This is a genomic window from Bradyrhizobium sp. 930_D9_N1_4 (genome assembly GCF_052076015.1).
In the GTDB taxonomy this organism is placed as follows: Bacteria; Pseudomonadota; Alphaproteobacteria; order Rhizobiales; family Xanthobacteraceae; genus Bradyrhizobium.
Map to the genome: position 1 here is coordinate 370783 of NZ_CP197236.1, position 19725 is coordinate 390507.

Below are 19725 nucleotides of genomic sequence, written 5' to 3' on the forward strand. Positions count from 1 at the left end.
ATGGCCGGGCTTGTCCCGGCCATCCACGTTCCTGGAGCGCGCATCAGAGAAGTTCGTGGATGCCCGGGACGAGCCCGGGCATGACGACGGAGAGATTCGTTACAGCCAGTCCTTCAGCTTCCGCGACGCCGATTTCCATGGCGTCAGGTTCTCGAACTTCCATTGCTTGAACATCGCCGGCGGCCAGCGGCTGAGCTTTGAAGTCTCCTCGACCTCGGGCGTGGCGACCATGCGCAACGGCGCTGCGCGCCGCCGGTGCTGGCGGGTCGCCGCGCTGATCAGATCGACATATTCAGGCTTGTTGGCCATGGCTTGCGTCCTCGCGAAACCCTCGCGAGGACGCAATGTGGGCGTCGGCGATTAACGGCCGTTTGCCGTGATCGCTACAATTGAAGGGAGTGGCTCAGCGCCACTCGCGTACGTCGACGAAGTGACCCGCGATCGCAGCGGCTGCCGCCATCGCCGGCGACACCAGATGGGTGCGGCCCTTGAAGCCCTGGCGGCCCTCGAAGTTGCGGTTCGAGGTCGAGGCGCAGCGCTCTTCCGGCGCCAGCTTGTCCGGGTTCATCGCGAGGCACATCGAGCAACCGGGCTCGCGCCATTCGAAGCCGGCCTTGATGAAGATCTTGTCCAGACCTTCAGCTTCCGCCTGCTCTTTTACGATGCCGGAGCCCGGCACGACCATGGCGTTGACGTGACCCGAGACGTGCTTGCCTTCGGCGATCTTGGCGGCAGCGCGCAGATCCTCGATGCGGCCGTTGGTGCAGGAGCCGATGAAGATGCGATCGACCTTGATGTCGGTGATCTTCGTTCCCGCCGTCAGGCCCATGTATTTCAGCGCGCGATGCTTGGAGAGACGCTTGGCCTCGTCCGCGATCTGGTCGGGATCAGGCACGATGCCGGTCACCGAGATGACGTCCTCTGGGCTGGTGCCCCAGGTCACGATCGGCGGCAGCTTGGCCGCGTCAAGGCGCAGCTCGTGGTCGAAATGCGCGCCCTCGTCGGAGCGCAAGCCCTCCCAGTAGCGCATCGCCGCATCCCAGTCCGCGCCCTTCGGCGCCTTCGGGCGGCCGCGCAGGAAGTCGTAGGCCTTCTGGTCGGGCGCAACGAGGCCGGCGCGGGCGCCGCCTTCGATCGACATGTTGCAGACCGTCATGCGGCCTTCCATGCTGAGCGCGCGGATCGCATCGCCGGCGTATTCCAGCACGTAGCCGGTGCCGCCTGCGGTGCCGATCTCGCCGATGATGGCGAGGATGATGTCCTTGCCCGTCACGCCGTCAGGCAATTTGCCGTCGACGGTGACGCGCATGTTCTTCGCCTTTTTCTGGATCAGCGTCTGCGTCGCCAGCACATGCTCGACCTCGGAGGTGCCGATGCCGTGCGCGAGCGCGCCGAACGCACCATGCGTCGAGGTGTGGCTGTCACCGCAGACGATGGTGGTGCCGGGCAGGGTAAAGCCCTGCTCGGGGCCGATGACGTGGACGACGCCCTGGCGCTTGTCGAACTCGTCGTAATATTCGATGCCGAATTCCTTGGCGTTGTCGGCCAGCGCCTTGATCTGCTCGATGCTCTCAGGGTCGGGATTCGGCTTGGTGCGGTCGGTGGTCGGCACGTTGTGGTCGACGACGGCGAGCGTCTTTTCCGGCGCGTGCACCTTGCGGCCGGTGGCGCGCAATCCTTCGAAGGCCTGCGGCGAGGTCACCTCGTGCACCAGATGGCGATCGATATAGAGCAGGCAGGTGCCGTCCTCGGCTTCGTGCACCAGATGGTCGTTCCAGATCTTGTCGTACAGGGTGGTGGGCTTGGACATGAGCGTCAGCTCCGAAGCATGTTGTGTAAGCGGATGTGCGCGGTCACGCGCGGGGCAACAGAATCGTCAGCGCAGCTTTTAGGCTGCGCGCGTAAGCTCTGACGTTGCCGAGGTCGCGAAGCGTCCGAAAAACCGGCCAGGCAGCCGCGAGCGATCGTCGATGACGATGCGCTTGACGGACGAGAGGCTGGACAGATCTGGAAACATTCCAGGAATATATAGCAGGCCGGTTCGGAATCGCGAGGGCTTTGACACGCACGGCTGACGCAACAAAAAAGCGCGGGGTTTTGCCCCGCGCTTTCGAAAAACTCGTCTGTAAGCGGAGCTTACTCGTTGACGGCCTTGGCGTGCTCGGTCTTCTCGACGATACGCGCGGACTTGCCGCGAAGGCTGCGGAGATAATAGAGCTTGGCGCGACGCACTTTGCCGCGGCGCACCACCTTGATCGAGTCGATCATCGGCGACATCACCGGGAACACACGCTCCACGCCCTCGCCATAGGAGATCTTGCGGACGGTGAAGCTCTCGTTGAGACCACCGCCGGAACGGCCGATGCAGACGCCTTCATAGGCCTGCACGCGGGTGCGGTCGCCTTCGACGACCTTCACGTTGACGATCACGGTGTCGCCCGGACCGAACTCCGGAATCTCCTTGGTGGCGGAGAGCTTGTCGAACTGCTCTTTTTCGAGCTGTTGGATCAGGTTCATGAGGTAATCTCCATCGGCGCGCCCAGCCGCAAAATCGGGGGCTGCGCGAAATTCGTTGATCCAGCTATTGCGGATATGGCCGCTCCTATAAGGCAAGCCGGAGGGTTTGTCACCCGTCTGTCGTGCTTTTTGGCGTTTTTCGCCGTCCGGGCCGATTCGGGGGTTTGGCGGGGATTTGGGCCCATAAATCGGGCCGACGAGCCTCAGTGAGGGCTTCGGATTGCGCCCGCCGCCACCTGGCAACCTTCGCATGGTCGCCGGAGGTCAGGATCTCCGGGATCGGAGTTCCTTCGAACAGCTGGGGGCGGGTGTATTGGGGGTATTCGAGCAGGCCGTCCGAAAAACTCTCCTCGGTTCCCGAGGATTCCTTGCCCATCACCCCCGGCAGTAGTCGGACGCAGGCATCGATCAGGGCCAGGGCTGCGATTTCGCCCCCGGACAGCACGTAATCGCCGATAGAGACCTCCTCCAGGCCTCGGCCGTCAATCACGCGTTGGTCGATCCCCTCGAACCGTCCGCAGACGATCAGGGGGCCCGGGCCCTTGGCGAGCTCGGCAACGCGGGCCTGGGTCAATGGCCGACCTCGCGGGCTCATCAGCAGGCGCGGCCGGTCGGATCCGATCTCCGCAGCGTCGATGGCCGCTGCCAGAACGTCGGCCCTCAGCACCATGCCGGGACCGCCGCCGGCGGGGGTGTCGTCGACGCTGCGGTGGCGGTCGGTGGCGGAAGCCCGGATGTCCCGTGCCTCGATCTCCCAGAGCCCGGACGCCAGCGCCCGGCCGGCCAGGCTCACGCCGAGCGGTCCCGGAAACATCTCCGGAAACAGCGTCAGCACCGTCGCGCGCCAGGGAGTGGGGTTGGTCATTGGATCTCAGTCGTTGTCGTCCCGGACAAGCGAAGCGCAGATCCGGCACCCATAACCACCGCAGTCAATTTGCGATGGCTGGAGCTGCTAGCTTAGCCAAAACCACGGCCTGGGGTTATGGGTCCCCGCTTTCGCGGGGACGACTCGCGGGGAGAGCTTCGCCACGCTCTTCGCCCTCGATCTCCTGCGGCAGCGCGATCACGACGCGGCTGCCGGCGAGATCGACCTCGGGCACCACCGCGTTGGTGAACGGCAGCAGCATCGTTGCGCCCTTCAGCGGCGCGATCTCGATGATGTCGCCGGCGCCGAAATTGTGGATCGCGAGCACGCGGCCGAGCGCGACGCCGTCCGTGGTGACGGCGTCGAGCCCGATCAGATCGGTGTGGTAATATTCGTCCTCATCCGTCGCGGGCAGCTTGTCGCGCGCGACGTAGAGCTCGATGCCGTTGAGACGCTCGGCCTCATCGCGGGTCGTGACGCCCTTGAACGTTGCAACCAGATGATCTTTGGCCTCGCGCGCCGTTGCCACCTCGAACTGGCGCTTGCCGTCCCTCGACAGCAACGGGCCATAGCGTTTGATGGCAAAGGGATCTTCGGTGAAGGTCCATAGTTTGACCGCACCGCGCACCCCATGCGCGGCGCCGATCCGCGCGACGCAGATCAGCGCCGACATGATCTAACCTTAGCCCTTCGCGGCGGCTTCGGCCTGCGCCTTGCGCTCCTTGCGCGGCACGGCCTTCTCGGGGTTGTTGCGCGCTTCGCGCTTCTTGACGCCGGCGGCATCGAGGAAGCGGGACACGCGGTCCGACGGCTGCGCGCCCTTGGCGAGCCAGGCCTTCACCTTGTCCATGTCGAGCTTCAGGCGGGTCTCGTTGTCCTTCGGCAGCAGCGGGTTGAAATAGCCGAGACGCTCGATGAAGCGGCCATCGCGGGGGAAACGGGAGTCGGCGACGACGACGTGATAGACGGGACGCTTCTTGGTGCCTGCGCGGGCGAGGCGGATAACGACGGACATCTTAGTTCTCCTTCAAAGTACAGATTGTTCGGTTGATTGGTATTCCGCGTTGCGCGAGACCGATGCGATCCCTCGCGACGAATTCCTCATTTCTTCTTGCCCGGAAAACCGCCGAGACCCGGCAGCATCGGCTTGCCGCTCAGTCCGGTCAGACCGGGGACGTTCGGCAGACCGGTCCGAAGACCGGCCGGCAAATCCTTCGGCAGGCTGGGCAGGCCCTGGCCGCCACCGCTCTGCATCTTTTCCTGAAGTGCCTTCATCTCTTCCGGTGAAGGCGGCTTCATGCCGCCGCCGAAGCCCATCGCCTGCGCGATGCCGGCGAGCGGACCGCGCTTGCCCGAGCCCATCGCCTTCATCATGTCGGCCATGTTCCGGTGCATCTTCAGCAGCTTGTTGACCTGCTCGACGCTCTGGCCGCTACCCGCGGCGATGCGCTTCTTGCGGCTGGCCTTGAGCAGATCGGGATGACGGCGCTCGTCGCGCGTCATGGAATCGATCACCGCGACCTGGCGCTTCAGGATCTTGTCGTCGATCCCTGCGGCCGCGATCTGGTTCTTCATCTTGGCGATGCCGGGCATCATGCCCATCAGGCCGCTGATGCCGCCCATGTTCGCCATCTGCAGCAGCTGCTCGCGCATGTCGTTGAGGTCGAACTGACCCTTGCGCATGCGCTCGGCGGTGCGCGCGGCCTTTTCGGCGTCGATGTTGGCCGCGGCACGCTCGACCAGCGAGACCACGTCGCCCATGCCGAGGATGCGGCCGGCGATACGGTCGGGATGGAAATCTTCCAGCGCATCGGTCTTTTCACCGGTGCCGATCAGCTTGATCGGCTTGCCGGTGACGGCGCGCATCGACAGCGCGGCGCCGCCGCGGCCGTCGCCGTCGACTCGTGTGAGCACGATCCCGGTGAGGCCGACGCGCTCGTCGAACGCGCGCGCAAGGTTCACGGCGTCCTGGCCGGTGAGGCTGTCGGCGACCAGCAGCACTTCATGCGGATTGGCCGCGGCTTTGATCGCAGCCGCTTCCGCCATCATCTCTTCGTCGAGCGTGGTGCGGCCGGCGGTGTCGAGCAGCACGATGTCGTAGCCGCCGAGCTTGCCGGCTTCCAGCGCGCGCTTCGCAATCTGCGGCGGCTGCTGGCCCGCCACGATCGGCAGCGTCGGAATGTCGAGGTCGCGGCCGAGCACGGCCAGCTGTTCCATCGCCGCCGGACGATAGATGTCGAGCGAGGCCATCAGCACCTTGCGCTTGTCGCGCTGGACCAGACGGCGGGCGAGCTTTGCGGTGGTGGTGGTTTTGCCCGAACCTTGCAGGCCGACCATCATGATCGGCACCGGCGGCACGGAATTGACGTCGATGGTCTGGCTTTCGGCGCCGAGCGTGTTGATCAGCTCGTCATGGACGATCTTGACCACCATCTGGCCGGGCGTGACCGACTTGACGACGGTGGCGCCGATCGCCTGCTCGCGGACGCGCGCGGTGAAGCTGTTCACCACTTCCAGCGCGACGTCGGCTTCCAGCAGCGCGCGGCGCACTTCGCGCATCGCGGCGTCGACGTCCTTTTCGGTCAGCGCACCGCGCCCCGTCAGACGATCGAGAATGCCACCAAGCCGTTCCGACAGATTGTCGAACAATGCCGTTGTCCTTGTCCTGCGCGCGCAGGGTTGCCGTGTTCACTGCTGTCATCCCCCGGCTTGACCGGGGCATCCAGTACGCCGCGGCACCTCGGCTTGAGCCGGGCTGCCTCTGGGATACTGGATCGCCCGATCAGGTCGGGCGATGACCACTTCCTCGGGGAAGCGATCTTCCAAACACCTTTACGCCCGAGGGCGCATCGCGCTGTCGGGCGTTGGCCTCTGGCCTCCGGGGCCAGTGGGCGGGTCGAAAAGAAAGCCTTTCCGAGAAAGTGGCGGGGTTAAACGCCGCTCCCGCCCAAAAGTCAAGGAAAGTTAGGTCGCGGGGGTGCCTTTGTCAGGGTAAGGCTCTGAAAATAAGGCTCTTTTGGCGATGGGTTCCTTTTTCCGTCGCCCCGCCCATATAGCCGGTGATGTCTTACCGCTCCAACCACCGCTGAATCCCGCCCCGTGCCGATCACCCGCCGCCGTATTTTTGGATTGCTTGCCGGTGGCGCCGCGCTGGTCGGCGTGCCTTCCCTCTGGATGTCCCGCATGAAAACCTATGACGGCCCGGTCTCCGACCATTTCGACGGCCTGACCTTCTTCGATCCCGATGGGGCGCCGCCGAGATCGCTCGGCGAGGTGCTGCGCTGGCAATTGGGTGGCCGGGGGCAGCGCGCGGACTGGCCCGATTGGGTCCCGAACGCTCACGCTGACACGCCGCCGGCCCGCGTCGACGGCGACAAGGTGCGGCTCTCTTTCGTCGGCCACGCCAGCTGGCTGATCCAGGCCGCCGGCCTCAACATCCTGGTCGATCCCGTCTGGTCCGAGCGGGTCTCGCCCGTCAGCTTCGCCGGACCGAAGCGGCACAACGATCCCGGCATTGCCTTCGAAAAGCTGCCGAAGATCGACGTCGTGCTGGTCTCGCACGGGCACTACGATCATCTCGACATCGCGACCTTGTCGCGGCTCGCCAAGAATTTTGCGCCGCGCGTCGTGACGCCGCTCGGCAACGACGTGACGATGCGCAGCTCCGATTCCACCATCAAGGCGGAAGCCTTCGACTGGCACGACCGCATCGAGCTCGGCAACGGCCTCGCCGTGACGCTGGTGCCGACAAGGCACTGGACCGCACGCGGCATGTTCGATCGCAACAAGGCGCTTTGGGCAAGCTTCGTGCTGGAGACGCCGGCCGGAAAAATCTACGTCGTCTGCGATTCCGGCTATGGCGATGGCGGACATTTCCGTCGCGTCGCCGAGAAGCACGGGCCGCTGCGTCTCGCAATTCTCCCCATCGGCGCCTACGAGCCGCGCTGGTTCATGCGCGACCAGCACATGAATCCGGAAGATGCGGTGAAGGCGCTGGCCGATTGCGGCGCGCAACAAGCGCTCGGGCATCATCATGGTACGTTTCAACTGACGGACGAGGCGATCGACGCGCCGTCGAAGGCGCTGGTGGAAGCGCTCGATGCCGCGAAGATTCCGCAGGAGCGGTTCGTGGCGATGAAGCCGGGGCAGGTGGTGGAGATCTAGCGGAGGTTTTGCGCCGTTCTCCGCTGTCGTCCCGGACAAGCGCAGCGCAGATCCGGGATCCATAACCACAGGGAGATGTTTGGCGAAGACTCGGAGTTGCCCGCGTCGCGCGATAACCACTCCCTGGGGTTATGGGTCCCCGCGTTCGCGGGGACGACAGCTGTATTCGTGGCGAGCAGCCTATGCCCTACTGCCCCGTCTTGATCGCCCAGCTCACATTCACTGTCACCGACAGCGTTTCCTCACCTGGTGCAACGGTAGCGCCGCCTGCAGCCATTGGCGCAGCGGCCATCCGTCCTTTGAACAACGGCATGGGAGCGCCACCCTCCGAGACACTGAGCGGTGCACCCAGCGTCACGCCGGTGGCCCTGGCGTAGACCTCCGCCTTGCGGCGGGCATCGGCGACGGCCTGCTCACGCGCGTCATCGAGCAACTTCGACGCCTGCGTCACCTCGAACGAGATGTTGCCGATATCATTGGCGCCGGCGCCGACCAGCGTGTCGATGATTCCGGCCACCTTTGTCACGTCGCGGATCTTCACGGTGACGCGGTTGCTGGCGCGGAAGCCGACCACGGGCGAGGCGCCGGTGGATTTGTTCTGGCCGTATTGCGGCTGAAGCGACAGGCGCGAGGTCTGGTAGTCCTTTTCGGCGATGCCGGCGCCCTTCAGCGCCAGCAGCACCTTGCCCATCGCGGCGTTGTTGGCGTCGGCGGCTTCCTTCGCGGTCTTGGCGTCGTTGGCCACGCCGGCGTCGATCTGCGCCAGATCGGGCGCCGCGGAGATCGTGGCTTCGCCGCTCACCGAGATGGCTGACGGAAAGTCATCGGCAAGCGCAGGCGTTGCCAGCAGCGTGGCGGCGAAAGCGGCAGCGAGTATGGCAGGCTTCTTCATCATTCTCACTTCAATGGCACGAACACGTTGATCACGAGCTTATCCTCGGCCGTCTTCAGGGGATCGGTGAGGTACTCCTCGACGAAGGTGTCCTTGGCTTCCAGCTTCTTGTCGTCGAGGTGATTGGTGATCGCCTCATAGGTGTTGTCCATGTTGTCGTAGGAGCCGCGATGGACGAATTTCAGCGCCTTGCCCTCGGGCGATTTGCCGATGCTCATGTCCTTGGGCAGGTTCTTCGGGTCCTGATCGACCGGAATCTCGGCGAGGAAGGTGAAGCCGGTGTCGTCGGTCGAGGTGTAGACAATCATCGAATTGCCGGCGTGCTTGATGCCCTGCTTGTCCAGCAGCGTGTTCAGCGCCTTGAAGGCGTCGATCAGCGTGTCGAATGCGGAATCCCAATTGGCAGTGCCCTTGACCATCAGGACCTTCCTGGGCTCGAGCGCGGTCTCCTGGCCAAAGGGGTCGGCGGTCTGCACGGGGGCGGGCGTTGCCGCCGGAGCAGGCGAGGCGCTCGCGGCCGGCGCGGGTGAAGCCGACGGGGCCGGCGAGGGACTTGCTGACGCGGCCGGCGCCGGGCTCGGGGTTTGCGCCAGAGCGCCGGACAGGCCGAGCGACAAGGCCGCTGCCGGGATCAGCGCGGCCAGAGCGAGACGACAAAGACGATTCATTCTATTCTCCCCAACAGCTTATCCACCAAGGCCTTACGCCCCCAACGGCCTTGACCCGCCGCGCATCCCGGGTCGCGCGAACTGCGCCGTTCTAACACGCGAGCGCCGAATTCGTCCCATGACAGATGCGTCATGGCAGACGTCCCGGCAGCGGCGGCAAAACACTGGCCAAGCCGCCAAGGATCGCCATATAAGGCAGGCGAAATTCGGGAATTTTCATGAGCGCACTGGCCAACCACGCATTTGCCAAGATGAACGGCATCGGCAACGAGATCGTCGTTGTCGACATGCGCGATTCCACGGCAAAGGTCACGCCGGACGACGCGCGCGCGGTGGCGTCCGTGCAGGGTGGTGTGCCCTACGACCAGCTCATGGTGCTGCACAAGCCGCGGTTCGACGGCACCGAAGCCTTCATCAGCATCTACAACAATGACGGCTCGGAAGCGGGGGCCTGCGGCAACGGCATGCGCTGTGTCGTGCGCCGCATCTTCGAAAAGACCGGGCAGACCAACGCGACGTTCGAGACGGCGGCCGGTCTGCTCAATGCCTGGCAGGGTCCTGCGCCGGATCTCTACACGGTAGACATGGGCGCGCCGAAGTTCGGCTGGCAGGATATTCCGCTCGACCAGGAATTCCGAGACACCCGCTACATCGAATTGCAGATCGGACCGATCGACAATCCGATCCTGCATTCGCCCTCGGTCGTGAGCATGGGCAATCCGCATGCGATCTTCTGGGTCGAGGACGTCAACGCCTACGATCTCGAGCGCTTCGGTCCGTTGCTGGAAAACCACCCGATCTTCCCCGAGCGTGCCAACATCACGCTCGCCCATATCGTCGATCGCGAGCACATTACGATCCGCACCTGGGAGCGTGGCGCCGGTCTCACCAGGGCCTGCGGTTCGGCGGCGTGCGCCACGGCGGTTGCGGCCGCGCGTCTGAAGCGCACCGAGCGCAATGTCGAGATCACGCTGCCCGGCGGCAAGCTCGGCATCGAATGGCGCGAGCGCGACGACCACGTGCTGATGACGGGCACGGCGACCTTCGAATTCGAAGGCAATTTCGATCCGGCGCTGTTCGCGCCGGCCGGCTGATGGCCGTCGACATCGTCACCTTCGGCTGCCGTCTCAACGCCTTCGAGGCGGAAGTGATCCGCCGCGAGGCGGAAGGCGCAGGCCTCGAAGACACCATCGTCATCAACAGCTGCGCCGTCACCAACGAGGCGGTGGCGCAGGCGCGCCAGTCGATCCGCAAGCTGAAGCGCGAACGGCCCGGTGCGCGCATCGTCGTCACCGGCTGCGCCGCGCAGACGCAGAGCGCGATGTTCGCCGGAATGGTCGAGGTCGATCGCGTCGTCGGCAATGACGACAAGATGCGCGGCGATGCATGGCGAGATGCGCGTGCAGCCTTCGATCTTGGTGCAACTGAAAAGATCGCCGTCAGCGACATCATGGCCGTGAAGGAGATGGCGCCGCATCTCGTCGATGGCTATGCGAGCGGCCTGCCGCGCGTGTTCGTGCAGGTGCAGAACGGCTGCGACCATCGCTGCACCTTCTGCATCATCCCCTATGGCCGCGGCAATTCACGCTCGGTGCCGATGGGCGCGGTGGTCCAGCAGGTGCGGGCGCTGGCCGCGCGCGGCCATGCCGAGATCGTTCTGACCGGCGTCGATCTCACCAGCTACGGCGCCGACCTGCCGGGCGCGCCAAAACTCGGGATGCTGACCAGGCAGATCTTGCGGCACGTGCCGGAGCTGAAACGCCTGCGCATCTCCTCGATCGATTCGATCGAGGCCGACAGCGATCTGCTCGACGCCATTGCCGATGATGCGCGCCTGATGCCGCATCTGCACCTGTCGCTCCAGTCCGGCGACGACATGATCCTGAAACGCATGAAACGCCGGCATTCGCGGGGCGATGCGATCGCCTTCTGCGACCAGGTCCGCCGCCTGCGCCCGGACATCGCCTTCGGCGCCGACATCATCGCGGGCTTTCCGACCGAAACGGAAGACATGTTTTCGCGCTCGCTCGATCTGGTCGAGGAGTGCGGCCTGACCTTCCTGCACGTCTTTCCTTACTCGCCGCGCCCCGGCACGCCGGCCGCGAAGATGCCGCAGGTTGCTGGGCCCGCGATCAAGGAGCGCGCGAAACGGCTGCGTGCGGCGGGTGAAGCGGCGTTACGGAAGCGGCTCGATGCAGAGATCGGCACGACGCGCGATGTGCTGATCGAGAGCGATGGACAAGGACGCACGGAGCACTATCTGCCGGTGTCGATTGCGGGCGAGCGGGTTGGAAGTGTGGTGCCGCTTATGATTGCCGGCAGCGATGGCGAGCGTCTCACCACACAGCCGGTGTCGTCGCCCGGCTTGACCGGGCGACCCCGTACGCCGTGGCGTCTCCGTATCCCATAATCGTCTCTGGAATACTGGATCCCCCGCTCCAGTGCGCAATTGCGCACAAGGCGGGGATGACACCGGTGGTTTGGTGAACCGCGCGCCCCCTACGACGCCCTGACCTGCCAGAATCGCAGCGTCCGCCGCGCATTCTCCGGCGTCATCCGCGCGTAATTGCCTTGCGCCCTCGCAAGGTCCGCCGGCTTCATCGCGCCGGTCGCAAAACGGCTCTCCAGCACGGCGACTGTCGTTTCCCAGCTGAGCTGCGCCGCCTTGCACGGCACCAGCAGGCCATCCTCGCGCAGGCTTTGCATCAGCGGGCGAATCACTTCGACGGTCGATCCGGACAACGCAGCCAACGCCGCCACCGCTTCCTCGTAGCGCCGCTGCCTGGCAAATCCGAACAGCACAGTTTCGTTGAGCTGACCGGTTGCCTTCAGATTCGCAATCGCGCGCTTGGCGCCCTCGAAATCGCGGACCCCGGACATCTCGCGCTCGACGCCGACGGTGACGGCGGCGATAGCGCTTTGGATCTCATCGAACAGATCGGGCGGCGCGCGCGACAGCAGGCGGGTGCGCACCGCGTCGGTGGCCGAACGCAGCAGCTGGCGGCGCAGATCCGACGGCAAATCGACGCGCACACCGACACTGACGGCGAGCTCGGGATCGCTCTCGGCCTGTCCGACGACGACAGCAAATCCCTTTCCGGACATGCGCGCGCCGGGATTGGCGGCAAGACGCCGGCTGACGCTGGGATAGCGCCGCGCCAGCAGCGCGTCGGTGACGATCTCCTTCAGCCACCAGCGTCCGGCGACCGCGAGCAGATGCGGCTCGCCTTTGCTGGAGGCGATCTTCACCAGATCGCAATCGTCGAGGCGCGCGGATTCCTGCAGCACCGGACCGGCGATACGAATTTCGTCGTTGTTGGCGAGGCGGCGGATCACGGAGGGCGGCGCCTGCGCGATCGGCGCCAGCTGCGCGCTGATCTCGGCCAGCGCAATTCGTGCACCGATGTCGGCGATGGCGCGCAGCTCGATGGTGCCGATCAGGCGTTCGAGCACGTCGTCGAACAGCGCGATCTGCTCGTCGTCAAAACTGCCGGCGGAGGAGAGAAACAGGTCGGTGACGCGGCGGGCCGTTTCCAGGCCCTTTTCCGCCGAGCCGAGCCGAATCGCGGATTCGACTTCGTCGATGATCGATAACTCGGCCGTGGACATGACGCGCAGCTCGTCCTGAGCGGATTGACGGAAGCTTGTTCTAAGCAACCGCTATCATTAGAGACGAGCCCTGAACGTTTCGTAAACTATGGGGCCTTGACCCTCATCCTGAGAGCCTGACTCAAAATAAGTCATTGAGATATCAAGCTCTGGCCAGTCGACGAGAGAGCAGACGGATGCTTGCGATGAGGACCCATGCCTCCGCGCTGGCGATGGTTGCCTCGAAGTCCTTGGCAAGCCGTCGATTGCGACCGAACCAGGCGAACGTACGCTCAACGACCCATCGTCGGGGTTCGGCTTTGAACGTTCCAACGCTTTGCGAGCGGGTGACGATTTCAATGGTCCATTTGCCCAGGTCAGCGATGGCATCGAGCAGCTTTGGACCACGATAGACGCGATCGGCGAAGATATGGCGCAAGCCGGGGAACAGGCGGCCGATGATTCGCAGCAGCGGAACTGCGCCGTGATTGTCTTGGAGATTGGCGGGATGCACCTGCACAGCTAGCAAGGAGCCCTCGGTATCGGTGACAATATGACGCTTGCGTCCTTTGACGCGCTTGGCCATGTCAAACCCGCTTGGACCGCCACTTTCCGTGGTCTTCACACTCTGGCTGTCGATAATCCCAGCCGTTGGCGTAGGTTCGCGTCCTTGCCGTTGCCGAACGCGTTGGACCAGCGTGTCATTGATCGTGCGCCACAAGCCAGACCCGCGCCACTTGTAAAAATAATACTGAACCGTCGAGCACGCCGGGAAGTCCTTGGGCAGTGCTCGCCACTGGCAGCCGCTAGCGCCAATGTAGAGAATTGCATTCATGATCACGCGGAGACTGATCTTTCGCGGACGGCCGAGCCGACAGCAGACAGGCATCAACGGCTCAAGCAAACTCCACTCCGCATCCGTCATGTCACTTGCATAACGAAGTCCATCGCGCCGATATTGTTCGCGGGTGATTTCGGTCCAACACATGTTGTGCTCCCTCGAGTCTTCGCAAACACGAGAGAATCACAACGGGCTGAAATCACTCAATTTTCTTTTCCGGTCAGGCTCTGAGGGCCCGCCAAAGGCGGGCGTCTCGAAGGATGCAGGCCCGGCCGCAACAGCGGGGCCTTCATGGTTCGAGACGCGCGTTCCGCGCTCCTCACCATGAGGGTCTGGAAGGCTATTCCCCATTCCATCCGCAGGCACGCAGCTTCTCGTGCATATGCGGCGGCGCCGGTGCCACCACCTTGACCGGGTCCTTGTTCCGGGAGATCGGCACCACGATCTCGCGGGAATGCAGATGCAGCTTCGGCTCGCCGAAACGCGGGCCGTTGCCGTAAATGTTATCGCCGAAGATCGGCCATCCGGTCGCCGAGGAATGCACCCGCAATTGATGGGTCCGCCCCGTGACCGGTTCCATGGCGAGCCAGGTCAGGCCGTCGCCGCGGCCCATCACCTTCCAGTTGGTGATGGCCTTCTGACCCTCGGGATCGGGCTTCTGCCACCAGCCGCGTTCGGCGTTGAGCCGGCCGAGCGGCATATCGATGGTGCCTTCGTCTTCAACGGGGCCGCCTTCGACCACGGTCCAGTAGGTCTTGCCGATCTTGCCATGCTTGAAGAGAAGGCCGAGCGAGGCAGTCGCCTTGCGATGGCGCCCAAGCACGAGGCAGCCGGAGGTGTCCTTGTCCAACCGGTGGGCCAGCACCGGCGGCCGCGGCAGGCCGAAACATAGCGCGGTGAAGGAGTCCTCGAGATTGGCGCCGCCCTTGGGACCCCGATGCACCGGCAGGCCCGACGGCTTGTCGATGATCAGCATCAGCCCGTCGCGATGGAGCACGCGCGCCTGGATCTCGTCGGCGGTCAATTGGGGAACATCGAGCAATTGCAGGACCTTCGGGTCAAGTCTTTCGTTTAGGGGCGGGAACGGCTAACACACCGCCACCATGAACGATACCACGTCAGATCCCCCCAAGCTGAGCTGGTGGCGCCGCCTGTCCAACGGGCTGAAGCGCACCTCGTCCTCGCTCGGGACCGCGGTCGCGGACCTCGTCACCAAGCGCAAGCTCGACCGCGCCATGCTCGACGACATCGAGGACGTGCTGCTGCGCGCCGACCTCGGCACTTCGGTCGCGGTGCGGATCGCGGACGCGGTCGGTACGGGCCGCTACGACAAGGCGATCTCGGCGGACGAGGTCAAGGACGTCGTTGCGACCGAGGTCGAGAAGGTGCTGGCGCCCGTGGCCAAGCCGCTCGTGATCGACGCGGGCAAAAAGCCGTTCGTCATCCTCGTGGTCGGCGTCAACGGCTCCGGCAAGACCACGACGATCGGGAAACTCTCGCAGAAATTTGCCTCCGAAGGCCGCAAGGTGATGCTCGCCGCCGGCGACACGTTCCGCGCCGCCGCCATCGAGCAGCTTAAGGTCTGGGGCGAGCGCACGAAGACGCCCGTGATCGCAGGCGCGCAGGGCTCGGATTCGGCGAGCCTCGCCTTCAACGCGCTGACGGCTGCCAGGGAGCAGGCCGTTGACGTGCTGCTGATCGACACCGCCGGCCGCTTGCAGAACAAGGCCGAGCTGATGAACGAGCTCGAAAAGGTCGTGCGCGTGATCCGCAAGGTGGATGACACTGCGCCGCATGCCGTGCTGCTTGTGCTGGATGCTACTGTCGGCCAGAACGCACTGTCGCAGGTCGAGGCCTTCCATCGCACCGCCGGGGTCACCGGCCTCGTGATGACCAAGCTCGACGGCACCGCGCGCGGCGGCATCCTGGTGGCGCTCGCGGAGAAATTCAAACTGCCGGTGCATTTCATCGGCGTCGGCGAAGGCGTCGACGATCTTGCGCCGTTCACCGCGCGCGATTTCGCCCGCGCCATCGCCGGAATCGAGTCTTAGGTTTCTTTCGTCATCCCCCGCGAGGGCGGGGGATCCAGTATTCCGAGGCGCTTGTGGTCTACAACGAGCGGCGCGGCGTACTGGATGCCCCGCTTCCGCGGGGCATGACAGCAACAAAGGTCAGGTAATGGACAAGACCCAGCCGCATCCGCTGTTCAAGCTCGCGACCGAGCTCGGTCCGCTGCTCGTGTTCTTCTTCGTGAATGCGAAGTTCAATTTGTTTGCCGCGACCGGCGCCTTCATGGTCGCGATCGTGGTGGCGATGGTCGCCTCCTATGTGGTGACGCGCCACATCCCGATCATGGCGATCGTGACGGGCGTGATCGTGCTGGTGTTCGGCACGCTGACGCTGGTGCTGCACGACGAGACCTTCATCAAGGTCAAGCCGACCATCATCTACGGCCTGTTCGCCGCGATCCTCGGCGGCGGCCTGCTGTTCGGCCGCTCCTTCATCGCTGTCATGTTCGACCAGATGTTCAACCTGACGCCGCAGGGCTGGCGCATCCTCACGCTGCGCTGGGCGTTGTTCTTCGCCGGCATGGCGGTGCTGAACGAGATCGTCTGGCGCACCCAGAGCACGGATTTCTGGGTGAACTTCAAGGTGTTCGGCGTGACGCCCATCACGATGATCTTCGCCATCGCCCAGATGCCGCTGACCAAGCGTTACGGTGTCGAGCCGGCGTCGCTGGAAGCGAGCGAGGCCGAAGCGGGGGATGTGCGGAAGGGGTAGGGCGAAGCGTCGCTCCACATACCGCTGTCGTGCCCCGGCTTGACCGGGGCATCCAGTACGCCGCGGCTTCTCCGTATACGTCTGATGCCTCTGGAATACTGGATCGCCCGATCAAGTCGGGCGATGACAGTTGAGTGTGTCGCACGAGCGCCGAGCTAGCTCCCCGCCGCCTTCAGCGCCTTCTCCATCTGCGGCAACAGCACCGTCCGATAGTTATCCGCGGTGATCGGCCCCACCAGCTTGTAGACGATGGTGCCTTCGCGGCCGACGACGAAGGTCTCGGGCACGCCATAGACACCCCATTCGATCGAGGCGCGGCCGTTGGCGTCGACGCCGACGCGGCTGAACGGGTTGCCGTAGCGGCCGAGGAAGCGCCGCGCGTTGTCGGCGCCATCCTTGTAGTTGATGCCGACGAGCTCGAAGCGTTTGTCTTTTGCCAGCTCGGTCAGCAGCGGCGCCTCGTCGTGGCAGGGCACGCACCAGGAGGCCCAGACATTGACCAGACTGACCTTGCCCTTGAACGCGGCGGGATCGAGCCCGGGCACCGGTGCGTTGTCGGCCTGCAATCCCTCGAGCGGCGGCAGCGCGGTCTGCGGCGCGGGGCGTCCGATCAGCGCGGAGGGAATCCGCGAGATATCGCCGCTGCCGAGCCGGAACCAGAACAGCAGCGCCACGGCGATGAAAGCGAGCAGTGGGAGCACCATCAGGAAGGTGCGGCGCTGTGGCGGCGTTGATGTCGATTGATCACTCATGGCTGGTCCACAGCACTTCGGCCCGAGCGGCGTGTGACGCCCCCGCGCTCCAGCTCGCGCAGGCGCTGCGTCTGGCTGCGATAGTCGAGCACGATCCAGCCGATCAGGACCACGACGACCAGCGCCGCGGCAGCATAAGACGTCACGATGAAGGACGCGTAGGGACCGAGCGACATCGTCATGCAGCTCCGGCTTCTTTTGACGCGTTTTCTTGACGCGAACCGGGGGCCACTTCGCTTGAAAACGCTACGCGACTCGCCTGCATCATCTGCAGCGAGCGGACGCGCCGGCGCAAAATCTCGTTGCGCATCGCGGCCAGATGCAGCGTGACGAACAGCAGCGTGAACGCGACCGCCATCACCAGCAGCGGAATCAGGAACGATTTGTCGAGCGAGGAGCCGCCCATGCGCATCACCGAGGCCGGCTGGTGCAATGTGTTCCACCAGTCGACGGAGAATTTGATGATCGGCAAATTGATCGCGCCGACCAGCGTCAGCACGGCGGCGGCGCGCGCCGCGCGCGAGGGATCGTCGACCGCGCGCCACAGCGCCATCAGACCGAGATACATCAGGAACAGAATCAGCACCGAGGTCAGCCGCGCATCCCATTCCCAATAGGTGCCCCACATCGGCCGGCCCCACAGCGAGCCCGTCAGTAGTGCGAGGAAGGTGAAGCCGGCGCCGATCGGTGCGGCCGCCTTCGCGGCCACGTCGGCGAGCGGATGGCGCCACACCAGCGTGCCGAGCGAAGCGATGCTCATCACGCCCCAGACGAACATCGACAGCCACGCATTGGGCACGTGGATGAACATGATCTTCACGGTGGCGCCCTGCTGGTAGTCGTCGGGCGCGAGCGCGGACTGGTAGAGTCCGATCGCGAGCAGGATCATGGTCGCACCCGCGAGCCACGGCAGCACCCGCGCCGTCAGCGCGAGGAACCGGGTCGGATTGGCGAGGTCGATCAGCGTCATGGCATCCTGATAGTCGCGGGGGTGACGGGAGGCAATCAGCACAAAAGAAGTTGTCTAAAGTTGATCGGGGTCAAGATCAGTCAAGTCCATGCCGCAGGCTCGCGGCCGCCGCGAACGGGCCGACCACCAGGCTGACCAGCGACAGCGCGCACAGGATCGAGAACGGTGCGCCGAAATTCATGGGGCCGACGATCACGGCCTGCGAGGCGGCGACGCCGAAAATCAGCACCGGGATCGACAGCGGCAGCACCAGCACCGCCATCAGCAGCCCGCCCCGGTGCAGCGTCACCGCCAGCGCCGCGCCGATCATGCCGGTGAACGTCAGCGCCGGGGTGCCCGCCAGAAGCGTCAGCGCCACCGCGCCGGTCGCGACCATGTCGAGGTTGAGCAGCAGGCCGAGCACCGGGGTTGCGACAATCAGCGGCAGGCCGGCGGCGAGCCAATGCGCCAGCGCCTTGGCCGCGCAGGCGAGTTCCAGCGGCGTCCGGCTCATCGTGATCAGGTCGAGCGAGCCGTCCTCATGGTCGGCCATGAACATCCGGTCCAGCGTCAGCAGGCTCGCCAGCAGCGCGCCGAGCCACAGGATCGCCGGCCCCAGCCGCGACAGCAGCGCCAGATCCGGCCCTACCGCGAACGGCATCAAGACGACGACGGTCAGGAAGAACAGTACGCCAATCAGGGCCCCGCCGCCGACGCGGAGCGCGATCCGGATGTCCCGGCGAATGAGGGCGGCGAGGGCGGTCATGGGGAGGCTCCATGCTGCCGCAAGGGCGGTGCGCTCCCTCCCCCGCCTGCGGGGGAGGGTTGGGGAGAGGGTGTCTCGGCAATGAAGAGCCCCCAAGAGGAGAGAGCCCTCACCCGGCGCCATAGCCGATGCAAAGCATCGGCGTTCTTAAGGGACGGCGGCCAAGGGCCGCCTATGCCGACCTCTCCCGCAAGCGCGAGAGGCGAGGGCGCCCGGAGCGACAATGGTGGCCGCTCGAAAAGCTGAGGGTCGGGCCGAATCATACCATCCCCCCGATCCGCAGCTCCCGCGAATCGATTCCCAGCGGCGCATGGGCTGCCGCGATGATCAGGCCGCCGCGGCCGAGATGCTCCCGCATCAGGGCGCCGAACATGTCCTGGCCGGCGACATCCAGCGCGTTGGTCGGCTCGTCCAGCAGCCAGATCGGGCGGCGGACGGTCAGCAGCCGGGCCAGCGACAGCCGGCGGCGCTGGCCCGCCGAGAGGAAGCCCGCGGGCAGATGGGTGGCATGGTCGAGCCCGACAATGGCGAGGCTCTCGGCGGCGTCACCGCGCTCGCCGCCCAGGAAATCGGCCCAGAATGCCAGATTTTCAGCCACGCTCAGCGCCGGCTTGAGGGCGTCGCGATGGCCGAGATAGTGGCACTGCTCCGGCAGCGTCATCTCGGCGTCGCCGCCGTCCAGTACGATCGTGCCGCCGGCCGGAATGAGCAGGCCCGCGATCAGCCGCAGCAGCGAGGTCTTGCCCGAACCGTTGCGGCCCACGACAGCCACGGCTTCGCCCGACACGGCCTCGAAATCGAGCCCGGAAAACACCTCGCGGCCGCCGCGCACGCAAATCACCCCGCGTCCGGACAGCTGCATCTTGCCTTGGTTCAATCCGCTCAAAAGCCTGGCCTCAGGAAATCTTGGGGTAGCGCATGGGAATTTTTGGCTCGCGAATT

The 19725-nt window shown here is 65.0% G+C and carries 22 protein-coding genes; 5 read left to right on the forward strand and 17 right to left on the reverse strand.

The features are described 5' to 3' along the window. Positions 1-99: 99 nt before the first annotated feature. The 7 genes from AB7532_RS01775 to ffh all read right to left on the reverse strand — a co-directional run bounded on the left by AB7532_RS01775 (position 100) and on the right by ffh (position 6031). Positions 100-309, reverse strand: coding sequence for a hypothetical protein (locus tag AB7532_RS01775; RefSeq protein WP_441233123.1), 210 nt, complete (start codon positions 307-309; stop codon positions 100-102). Between the two features lie 94 nt (positions 310-403). Beyond that, a complete protein-coding gene (leuC, locus tag AB7532_RS01780; RefSeq protein WP_441233124.1) occupies positions 404-1810 on the reverse strand; it encodes a 3-isopropylmalate dehydratase large subunit in 1407 nt (468 codons plus the stop codon). Between the two features lie 326 nt (positions 1811-2136). After that, on the reverse strand, positions 2137-2517 hold the full coding sequence (gene rplS, locus AB7532_RS01785; RefSeq protein WP_091964989.1) for a 50S ribosomal protein L19: 381 nt from the start codon (positions 2515-2517) through the stop codon (positions 2137-2139). Between the two features lie 109 nt (positions 2518-2626). Beyond that, positions 2627-3382, reverse strand: coding sequence for a tRNA (guanosine(37)-N1)-methyltransferase TrmD (trmD, locus tag AB7532_RS01790; protein WP_441233125.1), 756 nt, complete (start codon positions 3380-3382; stop codon positions 2627-2629). A 115-nt stretch (positions 3383-3497) separates the two neighbouring features. Continuing rightward, positions 3498-4055: a ribosome maturation factor RimM gene (gene rimM, locus AB7532_RS01795; RefSeq protein WP_441233126.1), complete on the reverse strand. Its 558-nt coding sequence runs from the start codon at positions 4053-4055 to the stop codon at positions 3498-3500. 9 nt (positions 4056-4064) lie between these two features. Continuing rightward, positions 4065-4397, reverse strand: coding sequence for a 30S ribosomal protein S16 (gene rpsP, locus AB7532_RS01800; protein ID WP_014438992.1), 333 nt, complete (start codon positions 4395-4397; stop codon positions 4065-4067). 86 nt (positions 4398-4483) lie between these two features. Continuing rightward, on the reverse strand, positions 4484-6031 hold the full coding sequence (ffh, locus tag AB7532_RS01805; RefSeq protein ID WP_441233127.1) for a signal recognition particle protein: 1548 nt from the start codon (positions 6029-6031) through the stop codon (positions 4484-4486). A 450-nt stretch (positions 6032-6481) separates the two neighbouring features. On the opposite strand from ffh, the gene AB7532_RS01810 reads away from it, so the two are divergent. Further along, positions 6482-7546: an MBL fold metallo-hydrolase gene (locus AB7532_RS01810; protein WP_441233128.1), complete on the forward strand. Its 1065-nt coding sequence runs from the start codon at positions 6482-6484 to the stop codon at positions 7544-7546. A gap of 187 nt (positions 7547-7733) precedes the next feature. Here AB7532_RS01810 and AB7532_RS01815 read toward each other — a convergent pair whose 3' ends face one another. Beyond that, a complete protein-coding gene (locus tag AB7532_RS01815) occupies positions 7734-8438 on the reverse strand; it encodes an SIMPL domain-containing protein (RefSeq protein WP_441239169.1) in 705 nt (234 codons plus the stop codon). 5 nt (positions 8439-8443) lie between these two features. After that, positions 8444-9106 carry a GyrI-like domain-containing protein gene (locus AB7532_RS01820; RefSeq protein WP_441233129.1) on the reverse strand — a complete coding sequence of 221 codons (663 nt, stop codon included), beginning with the start codon at positions 9104-9106 and terminating at the stop codon, positions 8444-8446. 218 nt (positions 9107-9324) lie between these two features. Between AB7532_RS01820 and dapF the strand changes: the two genes are divergently transcribed. Both dapF and mtaB read left to right on the forward strand, forming a co-directional pair. Further along, positions 9325-10200, forward strand: coding sequence for a diaminopimelate epimerase (gene dapF, locus AB7532_RS01825; RefSeq protein ID WP_441233130.1), 876 nt, complete (start codon positions 9325-9327; stop codon positions 10198-10200). Beyond that, positions 10200-11516 (forward strand): tRNA (N(6)-L-threonylcarbamoyladenosine(37)-C(2))-methylthiotransferase MtaB, encoded by a 1317-nt coding sequence (gene mtaB / locus AB7532_RS01830; protein ID WP_441233131.1) that lies wholly within the window; start codon positions 10200-10202, stop codon positions 11514-11516. Before dapF ends, mtaB begins: the two co-directional genes overlap by 1 nt. An 89-nt stretch (positions 11517-11605) precedes the next feature. Here the strand turns inward: mtaB and AB7532_RS01835 are convergent, their stop codons facing one another. From AB7532_RS01835 to AB7532_RS01845, 3 genes are all read right to left on the reverse strand, one after another. Beyond that, complete coding sequence (locus tag AB7532_RS01835) at positions 11606-12715, reverse strand: DUF2336 domain-containing protein (protein ID WP_441233132.1); 1110 nt, start codon at positions 12713-12715, stop codon at positions 11606-11608. A gap of 142 nt (positions 12716-12857) precedes the next feature. Then, a complete protein-coding gene (locus AB7532_RS01840; RefSeq protein ID WP_441233133.1) occupies positions 12858-13682 on the reverse strand; it encodes an IS5 family transposase in 825 nt (274 codons plus the stop codon). Between the two features lie 193 nt (positions 13683-13875). Next, entirely contained in the window at positions 13876-14577 is a 702-nt protein-coding gene (locus AB7532_RS01845; RefSeq protein ID WP_441233134.1) for an RluA family pseudouridine synthase, read from the reverse strand. Positions 14578-14638: 61 nt separating this feature from the next. On the opposite strand from AB7532_RS01845, the gene ftsY reads away from it, so the two are divergent. Together ftsY and AB7532_RS01855 are read left to right on the forward strand one after the other, a co-directional pair. After that, positions 14639-15586 carry a signal recognition particle-docking protein FtsY gene (ftsY, locus tag AB7532_RS01850; protein ID WP_441233135.1) on the forward strand — a complete coding sequence of 316 codons (948 nt, stop codon included), beginning with the start codon at positions 14639-14641 and terminating at the stop codon, positions 15584-15586. A gap of 127 nt (positions 15587-15713) precedes the next feature. Continuing rightward, the gene (locus AB7532_RS01855) at positions 15714-16316 is read left to right on the forward strand and encodes a septation protein A (RefSeq protein ID WP_441233136.1); all 603 of its coding nucleotides are present in this window, start codon (positions 15714-15716) and stop codon (positions 16314-16316) included. Between the two features lie 155 nt (positions 16317-16471). Here the strand turns inward: AB7532_RS01855 and AB7532_RS01860 are convergent, their stop codons facing one another. The 5 genes from AB7532_RS01860 to ccmA all read right to left on the reverse strand — a co-directional run bounded on the left by AB7532_RS01860 (position 16472) and on the right by ccmA (position 19645). Further along, positions 16472-17068, reverse strand: coding sequence for a DsbE family thiol:disulfide interchange protein (locus AB7532_RS01860; RefSeq protein WP_441233137.1), 597 nt, complete (start codon positions 17066-17068; stop codon positions 16472-16474). Then, a complete protein-coding gene (ccmD, locus tag AB7532_RS01865; protein WP_441233138.1) occupies positions 17065-17250 on the reverse strand; it encodes a heme exporter protein CcmD in 186 nt (61 codons plus the stop codon). Before ccmD ends, AB7532_RS01860 begins: the two co-directional genes overlap by 4 nt. Further along, the gene (locus AB7532_RS01870) at positions 17247-18038 is read right to left on the reverse strand and encodes a heme ABC transporter permease (RefSeq protein WP_441233139.1); all 792 of its coding nucleotides are present in this window, start codon (positions 18036-18038) and stop codon (positions 17247-17249) included. The genes ccmD and AB7532_RS01870 overlap by 4 nt, the downstream gene beginning before the upstream one ends. Before the next feature lie 76 nt (positions 18039-18114). Next, positions 18115-18783: a heme exporter protein CcmB gene (ccmB, locus tag AB7532_RS01875; protein WP_441233140.1), complete on the reverse strand. Its 669-nt coding sequence runs from the start codon at positions 18781-18783 to the stop codon at positions 18115-18117. Positions 18784-19042: 259 nt separating this feature from the next. After that, on the reverse strand, positions 19043-19645 hold the full coding sequence (gene ccmA / locus AB7532_RS01880; RefSeq protein WP_441239170.1) for a heme ABC exporter ATP-binding protein CcmA: 603 nt from the start codon (positions 19643-19645) through the stop codon (positions 19043-19045). Between the last annotated feature and the right edge of the window lie 80 nt (positions 19646-19725).

Coding starts and splice junctions, on each gene's coding strand:
- ccmB (WP_441233140.1), bottom strand. CDS start 18,783: ATGACCGCCCTCGCCGCCCTCATTCGCCGGGACATCCGGATCGCGCTC.
- mtaB (WP_441233131.1), top strand. CDS start 10,200: ATGGCCGTCGACATCGTCACCTTCGGCTGCCGTCTCAACGCCTTCGAG.
- rimM (WP_441233126.1), bottom strand. CDS start 4,055: ATGTCGGCGCTGATCTGCGTCGCGCGGATCGGCGCCGCGCATGGGGTG.
- AB7532_RS01775 (WP_441233123.1), bottom strand. CDS start 309: ATGGCCAACAAGCCTGAATATGTCGATCTGATCAGCGCGGCGACCCGC.
- ccmA (WP_441239170.1), bottom strand. CDS start 19,645: ATGCAGCTGTCCGGACGCGGGGTGATTTGCGTGCGCGGCGGCCGCGAG.
- AB7532_RS01860 (WP_441233137.1), bottom strand. CDS start 17,068: ATGAGTGATCAATCGACATCAACGCCGCCACAGCGCCGCACCTTCCTG.
- AB7532_RS01815 (WP_441239169.1), bottom strand. CDS start 8,438: ATGAAGAAGCCTGCCATACTCGCTGCCGCTTTCGCCGCCACGCTGCTG.
- ccmD (WP_441233138.1), bottom strand. CDS start 17,250: ATGACGATGTCGCTCGGTCCCTACGCGTCCTTCATCGTGACGTCTTAT.
- leuC (WP_441233124.1), bottom strand. CDS start 1,810: ATGTCCAAGCCCACCACCCTGTACGACAAGATCTGGAACGACCATCTG.
- dapF (WP_441233130.1), top strand. CDS start 9,325: ATGAGCGCACTGGCCAACCACGCATTTGCCAAGATGAACGGCATCGGC.
- AB7532_RS01855 (WP_441233136.1), top strand. CDS start 15,714: ATGGACAAGACCCAGCCGCATCCGCTGTTCAAGCTCGCGACCGAGCTC.
- ftsY (WP_441233135.1), top strand. CDS start 14,639: ATGAACGATACCACGTCAGATCCCCCCAAGCTGAGCTGGTGGCGCCGC.
- trmD (WP_441233125.1), bottom strand. CDS start 3,382: ATGACCAACCCCACTCCCTGGCGCGCGACGGTGCTGACGCTGTTTCCG.
- rpsP (WP_014438992.1), bottom strand. CDS start 4,397: ATGTCCGTCGTTATCCGCCTCGCCCGCGCAGGCACCAAGAAGCGTCCC.
- rplS (WP_091964989.1), bottom strand. CDS start 2,517: ATGAACCTGATCCAACAGCTCGAAAAAGAGCAGTTCGACAAGCTCTCC.
- AB7532_RS01835 (WP_441233132.1), bottom strand. CDS start 12,715: ATGTCCACGGCCGAGTTATCGATCATCGACGAAGTCGAATCCGCGATT.
- AB7532_RS01870 (WP_441233139.1), bottom strand. CDS start 18,038: ATGACGCTGATCGACCTCGCCAATCCGACCCGGTTCCTCGCGCTGACG.
- AB7532_RS01820 (WP_441233129.1), bottom strand. CDS start 9,106: ATGAATCGTCTTTGTCGTCTCGCTCTGGCCGCGCTGATCCCGGCAGCG.
- AB7532_RS01840 (WP_441233133.1), bottom strand. CDS start 13,682: ATGTGTTGGACCGAAATCACCCGCGAACAATATCGGCGCGATGGACTT.